At 40.8% G+C, this 20,717-nt stretch carries 20 protein-coding genes; 5 read left to right on the top strand and 15 right to left on the bottom strand.

What is annotated here, in order from left to right:
• Position 1: 1 nt before the first annotated feature.
• Genes ACWQAU_RS02500 through ACWQAU_RS02490 form a run of 3 tightly spaced genes read right to left on the bottom strand, consistent with a single transcriptional unit; the run spans position 2 to position 2,109 of the window.
• Positions 2-1,273 carry a PTS galactitol transporter subunit IIC gene (locus tag ACWQAU_RS02500; RefSeq protein ID WP_003642908.1) on the bottom strand — a complete coding sequence of 424 codons (1,272 nt, stop codon included), beginning with the start codon at positions 1,271-1,273 and terminating at the stop codon, positions 2-4.
• Positions 1,274-1,307: 34 nt separating this feature from the next.
• Positions 1,308-1,604 carry a PTS sugar transporter subunit IIB gene (locus ACWQAU_RS02495; RefSeq protein ID WP_003642909.1) on the bottom strand — a complete coding sequence of 99 codons (297 nt, stop codon included), beginning with the start codon at positions 1,602-1,604 and terminating at the stop codon, positions 1,308-1,310.
• Positions 1,605-1,638: 34 nt separating this feature from the next.
• A complete protein-coding gene (locus ACWQAU_RS02490; RefSeq protein WP_003642910.1) occupies positions 1,639-2,109 on the bottom strand; it encodes a PTS sugar transporter subunit IIA in 471 nt (156 codons plus the stop codon).
• A 323-nt stretch (positions 2,110-2,432) separates the two neighbouring features.
• On the opposite strand from ACWQAU_RS02490, the gene ACWQAU_RS02485 reads away from it, so the two are divergent.
• Both ACWQAU_RS02485 and ACWQAU_RS02480 read left to right on the top strand, forming a co-directional pair.
• Positions 2,433-3,200 carry a DeoR/GlpR family DNA-binding transcription regulator gene (locus ACWQAU_RS02485; protein ID WP_003642911.1) on the top strand — a complete coding sequence of 256 codons (768 nt, stop codon included), beginning with the start codon at positions 2,433-2,435 and terminating at the stop codon, positions 3,198-3,200.
• 168 nt (positions 3,201-3,368) lie between these two features.
• Positions 3,369-5,759: a phosphoketolase family protein gene (locus ACWQAU_RS02480; protein ID WP_027821614.1), complete on the top strand. Its 2,391-nt coding sequence runs from the start codon at positions 3,369-3,371 to the stop codon at positions 5,757-5,759.
• 79 nt (positions 5,760-5,838) lie between these two features.
• Here ACWQAU_RS02480 and ACWQAU_RS02475 read toward each other — a convergent pair whose 3' ends face one another.
• From ACWQAU_RS02475 to ACWQAU_RS02445, 7 genes are all read right to left on the bottom strand, one after another.
• A complete protein-coding gene (locus ACWQAU_RS02475; RefSeq protein WP_003642913.1) occupies positions 5,839-6,237 on the bottom strand; it encodes a YueI family protein in 399 nt (132 codons plus the stop codon).
• Positions 6,238-6,318: 81 nt separating this feature from the next.
• Complete coding sequence (locus ACWQAU_RS02470) at positions 6,319-6,879, bottom strand: sugar O-acetyltransferase (protein WP_003643578.1); 561 nt, start codon at positions 6,877-6,879, stop codon at positions 6,319-6,321.
• A gap of 80 nt (positions 6,880-6,959) precedes the next feature.
• Entirely contained in the window at positions 6,960-8,384 is a 1,425-nt protein-coding gene (gene araA / locus ACWQAU_RS02465) for an L-arabinose isomerase (RefSeq protein ID WP_003642915.1), read from the bottom strand.
• A 51-nt stretch (positions 8,385-8,435) separates the two neighbouring features.
• Complete coding sequence (locus ACWQAU_RS02460) at positions 8,436-9,164, bottom strand: L-ribulose-5-phosphate 4-epimerase (RefSeq protein WP_003642916.1); 729 nt, start codon at positions 9,162-9,164, stop codon at positions 8,436-8,438.
• Positions 9,165-9,181: 17 nt separating this feature from the next.
• The gene (locus tag ACWQAU_RS02455) at positions 9,182-10,783 is read right to left on the bottom strand and encodes a xylulokinase (protein ID WP_003642917.1); all 1,602 of its coding nucleotides are present in this window, start codon (positions 10,781-10,783) and stop codon (positions 9,182-9,184) included.
• Between the two features lie 16 nt (positions 10,784-10,799).
• A complete protein-coding gene (locus ACWQAU_RS02450) occupies positions 10,800-12,200 on the bottom strand; it encodes a sugar porter family MFS transporter (protein WP_003642918.1) in 1,401 nt (466 codons plus the stop codon).
• A 294-nt stretch (positions 12,201-12,494) separates the two neighbouring features.
• Positions 12,495-13,571 carry a GntR family transcriptional regulator gene (locus tag ACWQAU_RS02445; protein WP_003642919.1) on the bottom strand — a complete coding sequence of 359 codons (1,077 nt, stop codon included), beginning with the start codon at positions 13,569-13,571 and terminating at the stop codon, positions 12,495-12,497.
• A 402-nt stretch (positions 13,572-13,973) separates the two neighbouring features.
• On the opposite strand from ACWQAU_RS02445, the gene ACWQAU_RS02440 reads away from it, so the two are divergent.
• The gene (locus ACWQAU_RS02440; RefSeq protein ID WP_015641133.1) at positions 13,974-14,660 is read left to right on the top strand and encodes an N-acetylmannosamine-6-phosphate 2-epimerase; all 687 of its coding nucleotides are present in this window, start codon (positions 13,974-13,976) and stop codon (positions 14,658-14,660) included.
• A gap of 138 nt (positions 14,661-14,798) precedes the next feature.
• Here the strand turns inward: ACWQAU_RS02440 and ACWQAU_RS02435 are convergent, their stop codons facing one another.
• Positions 14,799-16,004: an NAD(P)/FAD-dependent oxidoreductase gene (locus ACWQAU_RS02435; protein ID WP_027821613.1), complete on the bottom strand. Its 1,206-nt coding sequence runs from the start codon at positions 16,002-16,004 to the stop codon at positions 14,799-14,801.
• Positions 16,005-16,471: 467 nt separating this feature from the next.
• Between ACWQAU_RS02435 and ACWQAU_RS02430 the strand changes: the two genes are divergently transcribed.
• On the top strand, positions 16,472-16,843 hold the full coding sequence (locus tag ACWQAU_RS02430) for a TIGR02328 family protein (RefSeq protein ID WP_003642922.1): 372 nt from the start codon (positions 16,472-16,474) through the stop codon (positions 16,841-16,843).
• Between the two features lie 195 nt (positions 16,844-17,038).
• On the opposite strand, the gene ACWQAU_RS02425 is transcribed toward ACWQAU_RS02430, so the two are convergent.
• From ACWQAU_RS02425 to ACWQAU_RS02415, 3 genes are all read right to left on the bottom strand, one after another.
• Positions 17,039-17,587 (bottom strand): folate family ECF transporter S component, encoded by a 549-nt coding sequence (locus tag ACWQAU_RS02425; protein ID WP_003642923.1) that lies wholly within the window; start codon positions 17,585-17,587, stop codon positions 17,039-17,041.
• A 194-nt stretch (positions 17,588-17,781) separates the two neighbouring features.
• Entirely contained in the window at positions 17,782-17,916 is a 135-nt protein-coding gene (locus ACWQAU_RS02420) for a hypothetical protein (RefSeq protein WP_003643581.1), read from the bottom strand.
• Positions 17,917-17,932: 16 nt separating this feature from the next.
• On the bottom strand, positions 17,933-18,178 hold the full coding sequence (locus ACWQAU_RS02415) for a GlsB/YeaQ/YmgE family stress response membrane protein (protein ID WP_003643582.1): 246 nt from the start codon (positions 18,176-18,178) through the stop codon (positions 17,933-17,935).
• A gap of 345 nt (positions 18,179-18,523) precedes the next feature.
• On the opposite strand from ACWQAU_RS02415, the gene ACWQAU_RS02410 reads away from it, so the two are divergent.
• The gene (locus ACWQAU_RS02410; protein WP_015826151.1) at positions 18,524-19,978 is read left to right on the top strand and encodes a catalase; all 1,455 of its coding nucleotides are present in this window, start codon (positions 18,524-18,526) and stop codon (positions 19,976-19,978) included.
• Between the two features lie 157 nt (positions 19,979-20,135).
• On the opposite strand, the gene ACWQAU_RS02405 is transcribed toward ACWQAU_RS02410, so the two are convergent.
• Positions 20,136-20,573: a Spx/MgsR family RNA polymerase-binding regulatory protein gene (locus ACWQAU_RS02405; protein WP_003642927.1), complete on the bottom strand. Its 438-nt coding sequence runs from the start codon at positions 20,571-20,573 to the stop codon at positions 20,136-20,138.
• Positions 20,574-20,717 lie beyond the last annotated feature (144 nt).

The raw sequence follows: 20,717 nt of genomic DNA, 5'->3' as shown, positions 1-20,717 counted from the left end.
TTTAATTAAATAATGGTTGTACTAACTGTGATAGTTTCAAAATTAACCAGTTCAAGATGTTACCACCCGTATCCAAGTTAGTGACCTCTGATGCGCCCTTTGGAAAGGCAACAATACCGTGCATCATTGATGTCAACGTTGGCCCAAAGTCAGTTGCCATCAACAATGCAAATACCATTACGATAGTAGCAGAGAGTACAGAGTGGACGATATTTCCTTTACGACTAGGAACAATCAAGGCAGCAAAGAATGGAATTGTTGCTAAATCACCGAATGGCAATACCCGGTTACCAGGTAAAATAATGGCTAAGAATAACGTAATTGGTACCATTAATAGTCCAGTTGCCAAAGTAGCTGGTGACCCGGTTGAAAGAGCAGCATCCATTCCTAAGTAAATCTTCCGGTTCCCGTACTTCTCTTGAAGTAACTTTTGAGCACCTTCTTGAATTGGAATTAACCCTTCCATTAAGATCTTAACCATACGCGGCATTAAGAACATCACACCACCCATGGACATTCCAAGCTTCAAAATGTTCGGTACGCTGTAACCACCTAAGGCTGCTAGTAACATCCCAATGACAATCCCCATGACCATGGGTTCACCAAAGACCCCAAACCGTTTTTGAATTGTTTGTGGATCCACATCCCATTTTCTGATTCCAGGAATTTTGCTGACAACCCATCCAATTGGAATACCAAGTAGGCCATAAGCCGCAGCAGAACCAGTTGGAAAGCTAATGCCATCCAAGCCATAAAACTCAGCGACTTTTGGCGCAGTTTTATCAGCAATAATTAAGACAGCGATTTCATAGATAATCCCGCAAAGAATTGCAAACCACCAGTTTTTCGTCACCACATAAGCCGTAGCCGCGGCCGCAATCATATGCCAGTAATTCCAAATATCGATATCAAGTGTTTTAGTAAGATTTAACAAAATTAAGCCAACGTTAACGACTAAAATAATTGGAATCATGATAGCTGAGATCGGCTGTGCCCATGTCCCAGCAGAAACGGCAGGCCATCCAGCATCAATAATCGTTAAATGAAACCCAAACCGTTTAACCATCGCCTGCGCAGCAGGACCAACACTAGTTGTCAACAAATTGATGACTAGGTTAATCCCAATCATACCGATACCAACAGTAATCCCAGATGTGAGTGCCTTACCCGGTTTAACCCTAAAGATTAACCCAACAATAAAGATAATAATGGGAAGCATAACGCTGGGGCCGACATTAATGATGCTTTGTACAACATCAGATAATACTTTCATAATGCATCCTCCTGCTTAAAACCCTAGCTCTTAATTATTGTGCTTGAATTTCGCGTGCTTTAGTCAAGATTTCATCCTGCAATTTATCAACACCAAGACCAGTTAAAAAGCCCATTGCTTTAATCGCTGGAATCTTATATTCAGTTGGTAGTACAGTTGTTGAAATCAACATATCCGCGTCATCCTGCTTAGAAGCAGCTTCAGCAATCTTAATTTGAATCAAATTAGCGTCAATATTATTTTCGGCAAACAAATCTTCAACTTTTTTCATAACAACCGTTGAAGTGGCAATTCCGGCACCGCAAGCTACTAATACATTTAATTTTTTCATAATAATCTCTCCTCGTATTTCTTCTATTTATCTTTTATTTGCTTAACAACTGATGAATTTGGTTAAAGTTCTCGGCATTTTCCAATGAATTTACTAATGAATCATCTTGAATAATTCCCATTAATGCTTGCAGCATCTCTAACTGAGCATGTGGTTTATTCAGACCAAGCACAAAAACTAATTTTGCATCAACCTTTTGCTCTGGATCATCCATCCGACTAAAAGCAATTGGAGCATCATTAACAACCACGGCAACAAATTCTTTGTTGATTGTATCCGCGTCAGTATGTGGAATTGCAACACCTCGATGTTCCAGTTGCAAGCCAGTTGGAAAAGTTGATTCTCGCTTGATTATTTTCGGTAAAAATTGATCAGTTACAAACCCATTTTCCTGTGCCTTCGCGTTAATCGCTGTAAATAATTCCTTCGACGTTTTAAAAGAGGTGTGTAGAAAAATAAGTTGGTCTCTCAAATAATCACTTACTTCAACAAGGTTCTCACTCAAAATAAGTCGCTCCCTTCGTATTTATATAAATGTAATCGCTTTCAACAGTTCAAATTGTATCATTTTGCAAATCTTTTGCAATACTTTTCTTTAAAAACTTTTTAAAGTGCTCTTTGCAAGCGATACTTTGCAAGGCAATTTACATAAAAAACACCAAATTATTATATTCACAAAGTTTATATAATCAGTATGTTAAGCGCTTACAAATCTGGGACAAAATTAATTATTTCATTCACTTTACTAAAACCAGATGCAAATAAATGCAAAATATATGATATTATTACAAATAGAAAATACTTTTATATTTTAGGGAGGTTAGCCCGATGGAAGTCATGCAACGTCAAAAATATATCCTAGACCAACTAAGGCAACAAGGAACAATCAAAATCACAGATATTAGTAAAGAAATTAGTGTCTCTCGCGAAACTGTTCGTAAAGATATTTACACTTTAGATAAACAGGGGCTAGTCCAAGCCATTCGTGGCGGGGCAACAACGCCACAAAGCGTCAATGAGACCAAGTATGGCAAACGACAGCATGAAGCCGTTGCGGAGAAGAAAGAGATTGCTACCAATGCACTTCGACTTATCCATGACGGCGAATCCATTTTCCTAGATTATGGCACCACGGCATTTCAAGTCGCTGAAAAAATCAAACATAGTCAACTAACTAACTTAACAGTTATTACTAACTCGACTTTCGTTTTAAATTCGTTACAGTTCGTTAAAGACATTCAATTCGTTCTATTAGGCGGCACTATGCGAACTAGCGAAGGGTCTCTATCAGGGCCAATTACATTAGATAACATTGATAATCTCTATGCAGATATCGGATTTTTTGGCTGTGGTGGCGTTGATCTGCAAGCAGGCATTACCAACCACTACATCGAAGAAGTTGAAGTTTCAAAAAAAATGATGTCACATTGTCGGATGAAAGTTATTTTGGCTGATCATACCAAATTCGAAAAAAACGCACTTTATAAAACTACAGACATTAGTAACGTGGACGCCATTATCACCGATGAACAATTAGATAGTCGGCTTGCGAAACAAATTCGGTTGGCTGACATCTCATTGATCAGCGGTAAATAAACAATAGAAGGACAAACAGTCAAGGGTACTTACATACCGCTTCCCTGTTTGTCCTTTGATGTTAAACTGATAAATTTGCCAAATATTGCTTGACTTTACAATTGAAACCGCTATCATAATAACCGTAATGATAAATAAAACAAATATTTGCAAAGGAGTTGCAAAATAATGAGTGAAGCAATTAAATCCAAAACAGTTGATTACTCTTCTGATGAATATCTAAAACGCGTTGATGAATATTGGCGTGCTGCTAACTACATCTCAGTTGGTCAACTCTATCTACTAAATAACCCGTTACTTCGGGAACCACTAAAGGCGACCGACGTGAAAGTTCATCCAATCGGCCATTGGGGCACGATTGCTGGTCAAAACTTTATTTATGCCCATTTAAACCGGGCAATCAATAAGTATGGCTTGAACATGTTCTACATTGAAGGCCCTGGTCATGGTGGTCAAGTAATGGTTTCTAACTCCTACTTAGATGGCACCTATACGGAAACGTATCCTAAAATCACCCAAGACAAAGCTGGGATGAAACGCTTATTCAAGCAATTCTCATTCCCAGGCGGGGTTGCTTCCCATGCCGATCCTAAGACGCCTGGTTCGATCCATGAAGGTGGCGAACTTGGCTACTCAATCCTGCATGGTGCTGGTGCAGTATTAGATAATCCAGGTTTAATTGCCGCTACCGTTGTTGGTGATGGTGAATCTGAAACTGGGCCATTGGCAACTTCTTGGCAAGTTAACAAGTTCCTTAACCCAATTACAGACGGGACAGTCTTACCAATCTTGAACTTAAACGGCTTCAAGATTTCTAATCCAACAGTTCTTTCACGTGAATCACATGAAGAACTTGAAGACTACTTTAAAGGTCTAGGCTGGGATCCACACTTTGTTGAAGGTACAGACCCTGCCAAGATGCACAAAATTATGGCTGAAGAATTGGATAAAGTCATTGAAGAAATCCACGCAATTCGTGAGAACGCCAAGGATAACAATGATGAATCTCGTCCTAAGTGGCCAATGATTGTTTTCCGGGCACCTAAGGGCTGGACCGGTCCTAAGAGTTGGGACGGCGAACCAATTGAAGGTTCATTCCGGGCTCACCAAATTCCAATTCCTGTCGATCGCAATCACATGGAACACGCCGACAAATTAGTTGACTGGCTCAAATCATACAAACCAGAAGAATTATTTGATGAAAATGGTACTTTAAAACCAGAAATTGCCGCAATCATCCCTGAAGGCCAAGCTCGTATGGCTGCTAACCCCGTTACTAACGGCGGTAAGTTAACTAAAGACTTAATTACACCAAATATCGATGATTATGCTTTGGACAACAAGAGTCACGGTAAGGAAGACGGTTCAGACATGACTGAACTTGGTAAGTATATCCGTGATTTAATTGAGTTGAACAAAGACAACAAGAACTTCCGTGGCTGGGGTCCTGACGAAACCTTATCTAACAAACTAGGCGCTGCTTTTGAAGATACCAAACGTCAGTGGATGGAACCAATCCACGAACCTAATGATGCTTTGTTAGCACCTCAAGGCCGGATTATTGACTCCATGTTGTCAGAACACATGGATGAAGGGATGTTGGAAGCTTACAATTTAACCGGACGTTACGGTTTCTTCGCAAGTTATGAATCATTCCTGCGCGTTGTGGATTCAATGTTAACCCAACACTTCAAGTGGTTACGGAATTCTCACGAAGAAACCCCTTGGCGGGCTGATGTACCTTCACTGAATGTGATTGCATCATCAACAGCCTTCCAACAAGATCACAATGGTTACTCTCACCAAGATCCAGGTATCATTTCACACTTGGCTGAAAAGAAGACCGAATACGTTCGTGCCTATCTTCCAGGTGATGCCAATACTTTGATTGCAACCTTTGATAAGGCTATCCAAAGCAAACAATTGATTAATTTAATCATTGCCAGCAAGCACCCTCGTCCACAATGGTTCACAATGGACGAAGCTAAGCGCTTAGTTCGTGATGGCCTTGGTGTTGTTGATTGGGCAAGCACTGATCATGGTGAAGAACCCGACGTTGTCTTCGCAACTGCCGGCTCTGAACCAACGACTGAAAGCTTAGCTGCCGTATCAATCTTGCATGCACGCTTCCCTGAAATGAAGATTCGCTTCATTAACGTTGTTGATCTTCTGAAGCTGAAGAAAGACGACCCTCGTGGTTTATCAGATGCTGAATTTGATGCTTTCTTCACTAAGGACAAACCAGTTATCTTTGCTTATCATGCATACGACGACTTAGTAAAGACCATCTTCTTCGATCGCCATAACCATAACTTACACGTTCATGGTTACCGCGAAGAAGGCGACATTACAACGCCATTCGACATGCGTGTTCGCAACGAACTCGATCGTTTCCACTTAGTCAAAGCTGCCTTATTAGCAACGCCAGCTTATGCCGAAAAAGGTGCCCATGTCATTCAAGAGATGAACAGCATTTTAGACAAGCATCATGATTATATCCGTGCTGAAGGTACCGATATTCCAGAAGTTGAAAACTGGAAATGGACTGCATTGAAGTAGAGTTTTAATCAATAATTCAGCGTAAATTAAAAGCGACTTTCAAATGAGAATTCATTTGAAAGTCGCTTTTTGCACATTATTAGTATTGCGGGTAACGCTTCATAATATCAATTTCTTTGCGATTCAGCGCATGATCAGCACACAAAATGATTGCAGCGCTTTCAGCATTATGCCGATAATGCTGACTATTCTTAATTGCAAATGGCATTGCACATCGATTAGCTAATCTGATATATTGTCCCAAAATCTCCATATCAAGACGACCATTAAATAATAGTTGATAATTACGTTTCTTTTTCATAACCTTCTCAAGAATCGTCGTCCAATCATAACGCATTGCTTCACTAAACGTTATTTTAAGCTCGATCCGCTCATAAAAAGTACCTAAGCAGCGATTTTGTTCATCAGGCTTTAGTAATGGCAGCCCTAAAACTGCATTTTTGACACGAGCGTCAATGTCTAAATCTTTATTTTGCATTTTCTCACCTCAAGAAGATAAGCGACTACACTAAAGATCACATTTCCAAATTACACGTTCAATAATAATCACTAATCCTTCTCATAATTCCCGAATCACCCGCGCTGGATTACCACCAACAACCACGTTATCTCCAAAGGACTTGGTGACCACACTCCCCGCAGCAACAATCACATTATTTCCCAATGTGACCCCTGGACAAATAATCGCGCCACCGCCAACCCATAAATCATCTCCTAGATTCACAGACTTACCAATACCCATGGCACCATTGCGTCGTAACTGAGGGTCATCAGGATGATTCACAGAATAAATTTGTACTTTGGGACCTAATAGACAGTGTTTTCCAATCTTAATCGGGGCCACATCTAAAATCACGCAGTCATAATTAGCAAAGAAATCTTCACCAACGAATAGGTTATACCCGTAATCACAACGAAAGGTAGCATGAACTTCAATTTTATCACCAGTCGCGCCAAATAATCGTTTAATTATTTGTTGGCTTTTATGGGGATTCGTCTCACCGAGCTGATTGAAAGCTTCTACTTGTTGCCGTGCTATGGCTCGCTCACCGACTAGTTCTGGGTCATAAACATTAAACAACTCACCAGCAATCATTTTGGCCTTTTCACTCTTAATCACACTAATCACTCCACTTCTGATTCTGAATAAAAATGGTTATGGCCACAATAAGTAACCACAACCATTTTGTGATATTCACTTTACTTTAAGAATGCCTTAGTCATGCCAACCATGGTTGCATAGTCTTCCATTTGTTCTTCAGTTAACGAGAAGGACAGCATCGTGTGGTGACCACCACCAGCTTGCATCCATTCTAGTGCACCTTTCTTTAAGCCCATCTTTGGGGTCCATAATTGCTTAGCAACTGGTAAATTAGGTGTTTCGGCTTCTGGCTTATTCGCATCTACCGCGTAGCTAATCATCTTGAACCCATCACGGAAATCGGCAACGGTGACATCAATTGCTTCACCTTCTGAACCAGTAAATACTAGGCGAGCAGGATCATCTTTACCCCCAATATCCAATGGATGAACTTCGACCCGTGGTTTATCACTTGCGATAGACGGATCAACTTCCAACATGTGTGAACCTAAGATCGCTTCATGACCATGACGCAAGTCTAACGTGTAGTCTTCCATAAAGGCGGTTTGCTTGTTGTGAGACATAATCTTCATAACCCGTCCTAAAGCAGCCGTCTTCCAGTCACCTTCAGCACCAAAACCATACCCATCACGAATTAATAATTGTGAAGCTAGACCAGGTAATTGCTCCATCCCCCAAAGATCTTCAAAGTTCGTGGTAAAGGCTGTGTAACCGCCTCTTTCTAAGAACCGCTTAATACCCAGATATTGTGCCAATTGAACCCGAACTGAATGTTTATACGTGTCCGCATCGTTATCACCTTGGACCATTTCATACCGAGACTCCAAGTCAGCGTATTCCTTATCAACATCAGCATCCGAAACCTTATTGATCTCTTCAACTAAGTCACCGATACCATAATAGTCAACTGTCCAGCCCATCTTAATTTGAGCCTCAACCTTGTCACCTTCAGTAACGGCCACATTACGCATTGTGTCGCCAAAGCGAGCAACCTTAACTTTAAAGCTCTCATTGTACGCTACGGCGACGTCTTCCCAACGTGCAATCTGCTCTTGCACATCTTCATCGCCCCAATAGCCGTAAACAATCTTATTATGTTTCTGCAACCGGGCGTTAATGTAGGCATACTCGCGGTCGCCATGGGCACTTTGGTTAAGGTTCATGTAATCAAAGTCAATGTCTGCATATGGAATATTATTCAAATATTGCGTTGCTAAGTGTAATAATGGTTTTTGTAACAGTTCAGTTCCACGAATCCAGTTCTTAGCTGGTGAGAATGTGTGCATCCAAGTAATAACACCGGCTACCTTATCATTGTAATTAACTTCTTTCATAAAGTTGGTGATACTTTCAGCCGTCGTCATAACATCCTTAAAGACTACTTTATAAGGTAACTTGCCGCTTGCATTCAATTTATCCGCAATATCTTGCGCATCCTTAGCAACAGACTTCAATTGTTCTTCACCATAAAGGTGTTGTGAACCGGTAACAAACCAAAACTCATAATCAGGTACTGATAACATAATTAAGCACTCCTCGTCTATTTGTATGTTTTTTAATTCAACTAATCCTTATTACTTGCGAACTGCATGATCCTTAGAATGCGCATTATTTTGACCATAATAGGCACTTGCACCATGCTTACGTAAATAATGCTTATCTAATAAATATTGTGGTAATTCGCTACTTGCACGGGTCAATTGCGCAGTATGATAATCTTCTTCGGCAACCACTTCCAACACTTTAGCATTGTAAACGGCTTTAGCTGGCGTTGGTCCCCAAGCAAATGGGCCGTGCTGGCTGACTAATGAGGCTGGTACAGCTTCATAATCGAGGCCCCGTTCTTGGAACGTCTTCACAATGGTTTTACCCGTGTTGCCTTCATAATCTGCTTCAATTTCTTCCTTAGTCAGCGCATCCGCGGCCGGCACGTCACCATAGAACGTATCAGCATGGGTCGTGTTCATAGCTGGCACATCCATTTGGGCAGCTGCATAGGCAACTGCCCATGGCGAATGAGTATGGACAATTCCGCCAATATTAGGAAAAGCGTTATATAACACCGTATGAGTCGGCGTATCACTAGACGGATTTAGTTTACCTTCAACCACTTCACCCTGTAAGTTAACAACGACTAAATCGCTTGGTTTTAATTCACCATAATCAACACCAGATGGCTTGATCACGAATAGGCCTTTTTCCCGGTCAATGCCCGAGACATTGCCCCAGGTAAAAGTAACCAGGCCCAGCTTCGGAAGCTGCATGTTAGCCTCATAAACTTCTTGTTTTAATGCTTCTAGCATTTTATTAACCCTCTTCTCTAATATTTGATTGCTTGCCCAGCCGCTGCTTCAACTGGTAAGCCAGCTTGATAACGTTGAATAAATTCACGATATCCGGCCACCCGTTCCGGTTCTGGACTCAACGTCATACTTTCTGGCTCTTTAAAGACTTCTTGATCTAAGAAATCTTCTAGGTTCATTGCAGTTTGCCGACAAGCAAAGTTGGCTAACACTGCCATCCCCCATGGGCCGCCTTCACCAGCAGTACTCATTACAGTAATCGGAATGTTCAGTGCGTTGGCCAATACTTGTTGGCCAATTACCGGCGTTCGGAACAATCCACCCTGTGCAATCATAACGTCCGTTTGAACATGTTCTTCGTTAACAAGAATATCCATACCAAGTTGGAGGGGTGCGAACGCCGCATATAATTGGGTCAACATAAAGTTCGGTAAACTAAATTTACTGTTTGGTGTCCGTACAAATAGCGGCCGACCAGCTTGAATCTTAGTAATATTCTCACCGGATTGATAACTATAATTAGCCAACCCTCCAGCATCCGCATCAGCGCGAGTTGATTCCAAGAATAACGTTTCATATAATCGATCCGGTTTCAATTCCATTCCCAACCGGGCTGCAAACTCACGAAAAATCGTTGCCCACGCATTAATATCTGATGAACAATTATTAACATGCACCATTGCAACTGGTGACCCATCTGGCGTCATAACAATATCAATATCGCGATAGACTTTAGACAATGGTTTATCTAGAACGTTCATCGAAAATGCTGAGGTTCCCACCGAGATGTTACCCGTGCGTTTACGGACGCTGTTCGTACCGACCATTCCTGTTCCAGCATCCCCTTCTGGCGGTGCAATAACACTGCCAGCGTCGAGCGTGCCGCTCTGATCAAGTAAGCTCGCCCCGGCAGCCGTTAACTTTCCAGCAATGGCTCCCGCTGGTAAAACCCGCGGTAAAATATGCTGGATATCCCATGAATACGGTTTAACTTTGTCAAGTTGGCTAAACTTGGTTAACATCGTCTGATTGTATGTGTCAGTCGTTTCATCAATTGGGAAAACGCCAGACGCATCACCGATTCCTAGAACTTTCTCACCCGACAATTTCCAGGTTACATAGCCAGCCAGCGTTGTTATGAAGTCCACCTGTTTAACGTGCGCTTCATTATTTAAGATTGCCTGGTATAAGTGCGCGATACTCCACCGTTGTGGAATGTTGAAATCAAATAATTCGGTCAATTCATCTGCTGCTTGCCCCGTAATGTTATTACGCCAAGTCCGAAACGGAACTAATAATTTCGCTTGTTGATCAAATGCTAGGTATCCGTGCATCATGGCACTAATGCCAATAGCATTGATATGCTTCAAACTCATGTGATATTTACTGCGGACATCTGCTGATAATTGCGTATAACTTTGTTGAATTCCGGTCCAGACATCTTCAAGTGCGTAAGTCCAAGTACCATCAACAAATTGGTTTTCCCAAACGTAACTTCCCGAAGCAATCGTATTAAAATCGTCCGTGATCAAAACGGCTTTAATTCGAGTTGAGCCAAGCTCAATTCCTAAAGAAACTTTGCCAGTTTTAATCGCTTGGGCTGTTTCAACTAAATTCATCTGACCTGCCTCCTAATTAATGACTCGCTTGTTGTACGGGTACTTGTTTGTGATGATTCGTTCCTGCTGCTTCAATCTCTTCAAGTGAGTGACCACGAGTTTCTGGAACACAGAATCGAACGAATAGCACTCCTAATACACAGATCACACCGAACACCGCAAAAACTGCTTCTTGTGACATTGAAGCCGTCATAATTGGGAATAATAACCCCACAGCCCATGACCCAATCCAATTGAATGAAGAAGCTAAGCCTGATGCCCGACCGCGAACTGCAAGCGGAAAGACTTCACCCACGAGCACCCAAGTCAATGGTGCCCAAGTGAATGAGTAGAAAGCCACGTAAATCGATAAGAAGACAACAATCATCATTGGACTTGCATTTGGCACCAAACTATTAATAACAGCTGGTAGCAGGAATGATAATGCCATGACGGAACCACCCAACATCAATAAAGTCCGCCGATTGAATTTTTCAGCAATCCAAATGTAAAGTAATGATCCTAAAACTAATAAGATGCCTTGAACAATTGGCCACATTAGTGCTGAACTTGCAGCACTACCGGTTGCCTTTTCAACGATTAACGGAATGTAGTAAAAGATTGCATTAGCACCTTGAAATTGTTGAAAAGCTGCAACCCCAACACCTGCCATGACTAAGTACCGATATTTCCCATTGAACAAGGTCGCCCAGGAGGTCTTTTCTAAATTGTTAGCCTCCGTTTGGGCTGTTGATTGAATCGCTTTAACTTCACTGTCAACTTCATCTGGTTTACGAACAAAAGATAAAACTTGACGGGCTTCGTCTAACCGATTGGCTTTAATTAAGAACCGTGGGGATTCCGGCAACTTCAAGACTCCCAGAAAGAGAATAATCGCTGGAACCGCTGCCAATCCTAACATTAGCCGCCATGACATATTCTCGGGTAGATCCTTCAGAATATAATCAACAATGTAAGAAATTAACATCCCCGACACAATCATGGTCTGATTAATCCCAGATAAACTACCGCGCAATCGTGCTGGTGCCATTTCAGACATATATGCAGGTACTAGTGCAGAAGCAGCACCCACGGCTAACCCCAAGAAGATTCGCATGCCAATCAAATAGTAAGTTCCGTTGTTAGGTGAAAAGCCACACAGAATCGAGCCAATTGCAAAAATCAATGATGACATCAAGATCATCCGCCGACGACCTAGTCGATCCGCCAACTGACCGGCAATTGCAGCACCAAAAATTGCGCCAAACATTACTGCTGATGTCACCCACCCAACCAATGTTGCATTAGTCAATGCCCAATCGGTTTTCAGAAACGGTAATGCGCCTGTCATTACCCCAATGTCATACCCAAAGAGAATGCCACCAAACGAACCAAAGAAGAAAATAAATTTACTGGAAACCTTTTTCTGCTTATCCAAAGTTGTTCCTCCTCATATCTGGACTTGTTAATAATTGCAAACCATTTTAGAAAGCCCTTTCAAAAAGAGTTGAATTTTAATTAACAACGTTATTACGATTCACCTTTTGATAAAACGCTTTCATTTTCGAACAACTACAGTCTAATATATTTATACGTATAAATCAACACAAAATTGTTTTATTAGTACAAATTATTTATTTCTTTTTCGATTTGTCACGGCTACTGGCTGTTTCAGGCACAAAAAAACTGTCCTAATCCGTTTTCGATTAAGACAGTTATAAGTTCAATAGGGTTAATTTAAGTCTGCTACTGAAGTGCGAACAATCAGTTTAGGCGTATAGACGATCGACTCTACTGGCTGCTTGTGCAACAACCGTAGCATTTGCCGCCCCGTATCCTCGCCCATCGTCGTCTTCTCATGATTCATCGTGGTAATTCCTGGACTCATGTACCGTGACATATGGTAATCATCAAAGCCAACAATGGATATGTCTGTTGGAATGTTTAATCCCTTCCCTTTGAGATAATCCATCACCCGAATTGCTAGTTGGTCATTGTAACAGGCGATTGCTGTTGGTCGCTCATTATTTTGCAGATAAGTATCCAGCCGATGCGCTAATTTTTCAAAAGGATCACCAGACTGATACATCAAAATATTACTCTTATATGAAATCTCAGGCTGCTCTTGATAAGCTTTCACAAAACCATTCATACGATGAACCCCCTGAGCATCATCCACCTGAAAAATACCCAGAATGCTCTCATGACCCATTTCAAACAAATATTCAATCATCCGCTGTTCGGCCTCTTGATCACTGGTTGTGACGGCTTGAAAGTCCAAATTAGGATAACTTGCATTAATGAATAACACGGGAATACCATTATCCTTAATTTCCTGATACAAGTCCATATTAGGATTGTCCAAAGCACTCTGAGTTGGTTCAATGATTAGCCCCGCAACCTTGCTATTGAGCATATTGATCAAATTTTTACGTTCACGTTGATGATTATTATGCGTATTGCCAAGTAGCAACGAGTAACCACCCTCCGAAATAACTTGATCAATCCCATAAATAATTTGCGGAAAGATATAATCTGCAACATGTGTCGCAATCACACCAATAATTTTACTGTCATGTTCACTCGACCAGTCCTTATGCCAATCTTGAACAAACATTCCCCCGCCTTGAATACGATAAATGAAATGCTCCGTTTCAAGGTCTCCTACAGCTCGTCGAATCGTATATCTTGAGACGGCAAAACGTTTCATCATTTCCGTCTCCGTAGGTAATTTTGCATCAATTGCATATTCTCCCGAAAGAATGGCTTCTTTCAGGGCATCTTTGACTTTTTGATATTTATTTTCCATACACTACTCCACTCAGTACTACCTATTTATTTATTCAAACTCAGGTCTGAATCTTCATGTTGCTCTTAACCACCGAACCCAAGCGCTAATATTATTGCTATCATTAAGCCAATTATCCCACGCCATTTCGTCAGTCAGCAATTATATTTGCTATTACTATTATAACAAACACAATTAATCATATAATTAGTTCTGACTCTATCAATTCAGATACTAGCGCTCCTAATTTATTAGCATTAATTTTATATTTATAAATTGTGCTGATAAATAAACGTGCTCTGGTCAATACACGCTAATTACTAGCGGAATTCCACCACTAAAAGATTAGCCTTGTCATATACGTCCCACTCAATTTATGATAACGTTATCATAAGTACAAATAATACGGGGAGAGACTATCCAATGAAAAATACATTCTTAAATACAGTTAAGGGATCATTAATTATCTCGTGTCAGGCGTTACCTAATGAACCACTGCATAGTTCATTTATTATGTCACGAATGGCCCTTGCCGCTAAGGAAGCTGGGGCCGCGGGTATTCGCGCTAATTCCGTTGTTGATATTCAGGCCATTCAAGACGAAGTTGATCTACCGCTCATTGGTTTAAGCAAAGTCGACTATCCCGACTCACCTGTTTACATCACGCCAACAATCAAAGAGATGCGAGCCGTTGCTGCTACGGGCTGTGCCGTAGTTGCCTGCGATGTCACGGGTCAGCCGCGTCCTAACGGTGAAAAATTGGCGGAGATTGTGGCCACCATGCGAACAGAATTCCCTGATACCCTCTTGATGGCTGATACTGATACCATCGAGAACGTCAAAGTAGCGGATAGGTTAGGGTTTGATATTATTGGGACCACGATGCACGGCTACACACCAGCCACGACTGGTGCCAACATTGCTGATAATGACTTCGCCTACTTAAAGGAAGTCCTCCAAGCCACATCACGCCCTGTTATCGCTGAAGGTAAGGTGGATACGCCCGAGAAGATGAAACGTTGCCTTGACTTAGGGTGCCACGCGGTCGTTGTCGGGGGCGCCATCACCCGGCCACTCGAAATCGCACAACGCTTCATTAGCGCCTTATAATTTTAGACATTAAAAATAAAAGCCAGTCGTAAGCAAAATAACTTACGGCTGACTTTTCATTTGTTACTGAACCATCGTTAATGATGGTCGATTTGTCCTGACGTACATTCACAATAGCGCAAATGTCTCATCCAGATACTATCCCTCTTGCTCTCGAATGGAACCTACCAAATCATCCGTGGCTGGAGCGTTCGCAAGCAATGTGCGAACATCATCAAGGTTCACCTTAACATTCCAAACTAAAACACCAACTAACTTACCGGCATCTATGAAATAAACAAGCGATCCATGCGTTCGCCGATCAAAAATCAATTGCAATTTAGGATCAATATTACCGATTGCTTGCCAGGAAATATCAAAAATCATGGAATAGAAGTATGGGGTATGTTGATAGCTCATGTGAGCACCTGCCATATTACGGCCAACTAATTCACCAGAAAGTCGGGCGTGGTCCACGTGCTCAATCCGTTGCCGACCCAAGATGTGATCTGGATAAGAGGCAATATCTCCAGCAGACCAGATGGCTGGGTCACTAGTATTGAGATACTCATCAACTTTCACACCACCATCAGCTAAATCCAAACTACTATCTTCAGCCAAACTAATCCGCGGCGTGACACCTAACCCAACAATAATCGTATCGGCTGCGATCGCCGTACCATCCTTTGTCAATAGAGTCAAATGATCACCTTGGCGTTGATATGATTGGACAAACTGACCACTCATCAGTGTGACACCATTACGTTTGAACGTTGCTTCATACTCAGCCCGAATGGACTCAGGAAATTTACCCTCGCCCAGCGCTTTTTCTGGAAAAATCATCGTAACTTTAGTCCCATTTTGAGTCAGTGACGATGCGAGCTCTGTACCAACATATCCACCACCAATGATCACAACTCGCTTGTTCGGACCACTAAATTTACGTAACTTGCGATAATCTGACCACTGTCTAAAGACTAGCACATGTGGATCAGCAGGTCCCTGGATTTGTCGAGGTTCTCCGCCAGTTGCCAGCAATAGCTGTTCATACTTGATTTGCTCACTATCAGTCAATGTAATGACCTTATCTTGCCGATTAATAGCCGTAACCGTTGTCTTGAACTTAAAAGTCACATTAGGATAATCTTCAGCACCAATCCGAATGTTCTCTTCAGTAAACTCATCATCTAGCCATAGCTTTTTACTCAGTGCCGGCCGTTCATACGGAACATCCGCCTCTTGCGAAATAACTAAGATTGCGCCCTCTGGATCTTCCTGTCGAATTCCCTTGATGGCATAGCCAGCAACCATTCCGCCACCAACAATGACGTATCGATAATTGTTTGTCTGATCCAAATCACTCATTTAATCGCCTCCATAACTTTACTTTTTCTAGGACCATTGTAATATAAAAACGCCATGATTCGAAAAATGACGCTCAAGATTATTAATCATTGATTCCTTTTATCAGAACAATAATTTTATTTGCATACCGCCAAACATCTATCAAACACCGCTGTGATCAAAATTTAGAACTGCTGCTAACACAACATAAAATAATGTTATTTTTAATTACTCAACCCAACTTTCAAGGTAAGCATTCTAAGGAATGTTTGATCATATCAGTTGTTGCTATGGCCGTTTTTTTTGATCTTGTACTAAACTATTGATCAATTCGCTATGCTATAATAATTGCGAATATTCACTTTAACTATCCGTCGTTTACAATCATCACCCGTTCAAAAGTATCAGTATATTCGGCATCATAATGATGAGTTGGTCCTTTTAATATTCACCTGTTAATTTTAAAATTCGATAAGGGAGTGTGGCCTATGCGTCTATGGCATGAACAATTAATCCATCAATTACCACGACAACAATTACTAGGTCAACACCGTGAGCTTGCCGCATTGAGAGGCAATGGTTGGGGTAAAAATCATGCAACCGTTAATTATGTTTTCAAATATTCCCCTTACAAGTTGTATCAATTTCATGTATTAGTGATGGATGAAATGCAACTTCGCGGCTATCATCCTAATAAAATATGGTATGATCCAAATTATCGTGGGCAGTTTTGCCCGCCTTATGATCACCTCACTCCTATTGCATTAACAACACCAATCTATCCAGAACACAACGCCAGCTACTTAGCAGAATGTGTCCGCAATTTAGCTGCTAAGGGAATTATCATGCCCACCACATAGCCGCTCTTTTATTTTGCTGGGTACCAACTCAACCATCGATACCCAAATTGTTTTTCCGCAGTCATAATAAGGCCAGTTAATATTAAAAAAGGTTGAACTAGACTTGAAGTGCAATAGAAAAGTTAGACTTATTTGTTTAACGATTGTAGCGCATTTCATACCATGTTCAACCTCTTTTTGTGGCATCCATCGATGTTATCTAAGCCCCATTCTATCAAAAACGTGTCGTTTTTCTAACGCCTTAATGAAGTAAAAAATAGCAATCACCTGTAATGGTATCTGAATGATGACGCGTGCCAATCTTCCCAACAATAACACTTTAAAATTAGTGCCAAATAGTACTGAAATCAGCCATGAGTCCATCATCAGACTAACAAAAATCATTACAAGTATTTGCGTCATCACAACGGATAACCAATTGACTGATTTACGATATAAAAACAAACCGTCAATAAATCCCCCTAAAAATGCAGTTAACAAAAAGGCAATCTGAAACGCGCCGGAACCAAAAATAGTAAAGCTTAATATATCGGAGATCATCTCCAAGAGACCACCCCAAATGGGACCATATAGATAACCAATACAAGCCATAGACAAAAAGCCAAAAGATAATTGAAAATACGCTGGTCCGATAGCAATTTTGTATAAAATAACGTCTAAGGCTAATAAGAAAGCCGATGTAGTCAGCACTAATAAATTCATTTTTGGCAACTGAAAAACATTTTTCGCAATAAGTTTAGACATAGGACAATCCTCTTTTTTTGATTTTAATCATACCCTCATTCTTAATAAAAGTAAATATTACTTTTATTCGATTGAAGGTAGTTTAAAATCGTCGCTCTTGATTTAGTTCCTTGAACTCAATGATATTACTCATACTAAAAGCCACTAACAGGTCAACTAGTACACCCATCAGTGGCTCATTGTAAAATTAATTTTTATCCATGTAACTTATCTTGTAATTTATCACCCAAGTTATCAATTCCCTTAGCAGTAAGTACGGTCCCACCAATAAGAACACCACTTACGATTAAGGTTGCAGCTAAACAAAACTTTAAAATGCTTTTAATCATCGCAATCATCTCCTTACTAATCCATCCGTGTCAGAACAAATGAGGTTATCGCAACAACAATCACACCACCAATAATTGAAGGAACAATTGCCATTCCGGCTAATTGTGGTCCCCATGATCCCAAAAGAGCTTCCCCAATTGCAGATCCAACCAATCCGGCAATAATATTACTAATCCACCCCATCGATTTACCTTTATTAGTAATAGCACCTGCAATTGCACCAATAATAGCACCAATGATCAAAACCCATAACCAATGCATAAAATCCCTCCTAGACTTATTAACCCGCTTAAATACAATAATAGAATTACACGAATATTTAAGCCGATTCATAAATGATTACTTCTTATAATTATCATTTTACAATTATCGATAATGATAGACAAATATAACACATTATTTAATAAATGGGTCGCTACTATTTCTCATGTGACGATTCCGGGTGGCCTAGAAAATATCAAACAGCTTGATAGCTGATTAAAATTAAACTACGCCACATGAACGATTAACTTAACTGTGCATAATGATTGAAGTCACTCTGTTAAGGTGTTAGCGTTTAAATTGTGCAAGAGCTTTCTTGTAATTTACGTGAAAAGGGCGATTAAAATGACGGAAAAATTAACGACGGAAACCGGCCAACCATGGGCTAACAATGAACATTCCCAAACGGCAGGAGCTCGTGGTCCCGTATTAATGCAAGACTATAATCTTTTGGAAAAACTAGCCCATTTTGATCGTGAACGAATTCCAGAACGGGTCGTTCATGCTAAGGGGGCCGGAGCAAAAGGTTTTTTTGAACTTGAAAACGACATGGGGGAATATACTAAGGCAGACTTATTTAATGGTGTCGGTAAGAAAACTCCCGTAATCTTAAGGTTCTCACAAGTTGCCGGTGAAAAAGGTTATCCTGACACCGTTCGAGACGTGCGCGGTTTTGCCTTAAAATTTTATACTCAGCAAGGCAATTATGATCTCGTTGGAAACAACACACCGGTCTTTTTTGTAAACGACCCTTTAAAATTTCCTGACTTCATCCATTCACAAAAACGGGATCCTAAAACGAACCGTCGTACACAAAATATGCAATGGGATTTTTGGGCTCATTCTCCAGAATCATTGCACCAGGTCACTTATTTAATGGGCGACCGAGGACTTCCTGCGTCCTATCGAACCATGAATGGTTACGGTTCCCATACTTTTAAATGGGTTAATCAGAATGGCGAACAGTTTTGGGTTAAGTATCACTTCATCTCAGACCAAGGCGTTAAAAATATGACTGCTCAAGCAGCTGAAAAAGCAATGAGCCAAGATTTAGATTATTTACAAGATGACTTATATGATGCAATTCAAGAAAAAAATTACCCATCATGGACGATGTATGTCCAAATCTTGCCATATGAGGAAGGTCTAAACTATAAATGGGACATTTTTGATGTCACTAAAGTCATCTCCCACAAAGACTATCCACTAATTAAAGTCGGCAAACTAACTTTAAATGAGAATCCCACTAATAACTTTACCGATATTGAAGAGGCGGCCATGTCGCCAGCAAATTTTGTTCCTGGTATCGAACCATCTCCCGACAAATTACTACAAGGTCGCCTATTCTCCTATAAAGATGCACAGCGATATCGGTTAGGTGCCAACTTTGAAGATTTACCCGTGAACAAGCCGGTTGTTCCAGTTCATAATTATGAACGTGATGGTTACATGAAAATTAATAATCAAGGTGCTGAGGTCAACTACGAGCCTAATGCACTTCATGGGCCAGAAGAGGTGCCGGATGCCGCACTTTCACCTGATTCTGTTCGTGGTGAAACACGCGCACAGCCTTATCGCTATCAAGTTGATTACACAACTCAAGCAGGCGACCTATATCGCTTAATGTCAGAACCCGAGCAAGAACGCTTAATTAATACTATCAAAGATGCGTTAGGCCAAGTTACTTTGCCTGGTGTCAAAGAACTCGAAATCAAGCAATTTTATGAGGCCGACAAAAACTACGGTACACGCGTGGCTAATGCTCTGGGAATGAATATTGCTGATATTATCAGTGATTAATATTTTGACCGGATGTTATCCATCGCGATATTATTTTTGTTATAAAGAATGATGATGCCGTCTCATGGTTATTAACTAAAGAGCGACAGGTTAGACTCATATCGTGTAAGTCTAGCCCGTCGCTCTTTAATTAACAAAAAATCTTAGATATAGCTTACTACTCGACCATCCTTTTATTAATAATGTGATCCCCTGTATTACCATCTAGACGACTCAACAATGCATTGAACTTTAGTCGCCGAACTGGTCGTGGAATAAATTGGCGAATATCATCTTCATTAAAGCCAACTTGAATTTTACTATCACTAATGATGATAGGCCGACGTAACAACTTCGGATGATCACACAACAATTTAAGTGCCTCATTCAATGGCATTTCGGGTAACTTAGGCGCAATTTCAGGATAGTCTTTAGATCGAGCTGAGATAATATCGTCTACACCATGTTCGGTTAAACTCAAAATACGTTTTAGATCTTGCACCGTGGGCGAATCAACACTAAAATTTTTCTCCTTGAACTCAATCCCATGTGCTTCCAACCATTGCCGTGCAACTCTAGAAGAATGACAGCTTGATTGTGTATATAACCTAATCATTCCTAATCTGCCCCTCTCTCGTTAAAATTCATCACAGCGTATTGATCGACATTAACTTCTGCCTGTCACAACATCCTTTAAACTAAACGCATTCGTTACTGTCATGACCAATCCAATACCCCGTGAACACATCTTTATTATAGG

This window comes from Lactiplantibacillus sp. 3062, from assembly GCF_055413545.1.
The sequence above is the reverse complement of the archived record's forward strand: the minus strand, read 5'-3'. Positions and strand labels throughout refer to the sequence as shown.

Excerpts from the sequence above, each read along its gene's own strand:
- ACWQAU_RS02440 (WP_015641133.1), top strand. The coding sequence starts at position 13,974 with ATGAAAAATACATTCTTAAATACAGTTAAGGGATCATTAATTATCTCG.
- ACWQAU_RS02415 (WP_003643582.1), bottom strand. The coding sequence starts at position 18,178 with ATGCATTGGTTATGGGTTTTGATCATTGGTGCTATTATTGGTGCAATT.
- ACWQAU_RS02405 (WP_003642927.1), bottom strand. The coding sequence starts at position 20,573 with ATGATTAGGTTATATACACAATCAAGCTGTCATTCTTCTAGAGTTGCA.
- ACWQAU_RS02460 (WP_003642916.1), bottom strand. The coding sequence starts at position 9,164 with ATGCTAGAAGCATTAAAACAAGAAGTTTATGAGGCTAACATGCAGCTT.
- ACWQAU_RS02425 (WP_003642923.1), bottom strand. The coding sequence starts at position 17,587 with ATGTCTAAACTTATTGCGAAAAATGTTTTTCAGTTGCCAAAAATGAAT.
- ACWQAU_RS02455 (WP_003642917.1), bottom strand. The coding sequence starts at position 10,783 with ATGAATTTAGTTGAAACAGCCCAAGCGATTAAAACTGGCAAAGTTTCT.
- araA (WP_003642915.1), bottom strand. The coding sequence starts at position 8,384 with ATGTTATCAGTACCTGATTATGAGTTTTGGTTTGTTACCGGTTCACAA.
- ACWQAU_RS02430 (WP_003642922.1), top strand. The coding sequence starts at position 16,472 with ATGCGTCTATGGCATGAACAATTAATCCATCAATTACCACGACAACAA.
- ACWQAU_RS02420 (WP_003643581.1), bottom strand. The coding sequence starts at position 17,916 with ATGATTAAAAGCATTTTAAAGTTTTGTTTAGCTGCAACCTTAATCGTA.
- ACWQAU_RS02485 (WP_003642911.1), top strand. The coding sequence starts at position 2,433 with ATGGAAGTCATGCAACGTCAAAAATATATCCTAGACCAACTAAGGCAA.
- ACWQAU_RS02410 (WP_015826151.1), top strand. The coding sequence starts at position 18,524 with ATGACGGAAAAATTAACGACGGAAACCGGCCAACCATGGGCTAACAAT.
- ACWQAU_RS02495 (WP_003642909.1), bottom strand. The coding sequence starts at position 1,604 with ATGAAAAAATTAAATGTATTAGTAGCTTGCGGTGCCGGAATTGCCACT.
- ACWQAU_RS02500 (WP_003642908.1), bottom strand. The coding sequence starts at position 1,273 with ATGAAAGTATTATCTGATGTTGTACAAAGCATCATTAATGTCGGCCCC.
- ACWQAU_RS02435 (WP_027821613.1), bottom strand. The coding sequence starts at position 16,004 with ATGAGTGATTTGGATCAGACAAACAATTATCGATACGTCATTGTTGGT.
- ACWQAU_RS02480 (WP_027821614.1), top strand. The coding sequence starts at position 3,369 with ATGAGTGAAGCAATTAAATCCAAAACAGTTGATTACTCTTCTGATGAA.
- ACWQAU_RS02445 (WP_003642919.1), bottom strand. The coding sequence starts at position 13,571 with ATGGAAAATAAATATCAAAAAGTCAAAGATGCCCTGAAAGAAGCCATT.
- ACWQAU_RS02475 (WP_003642913.1), bottom strand. The coding sequence starts at position 6,237 with ATGCAAAATAAAGATTTAGACATTGACGCTCGTGTCAAAAATGCAGTT.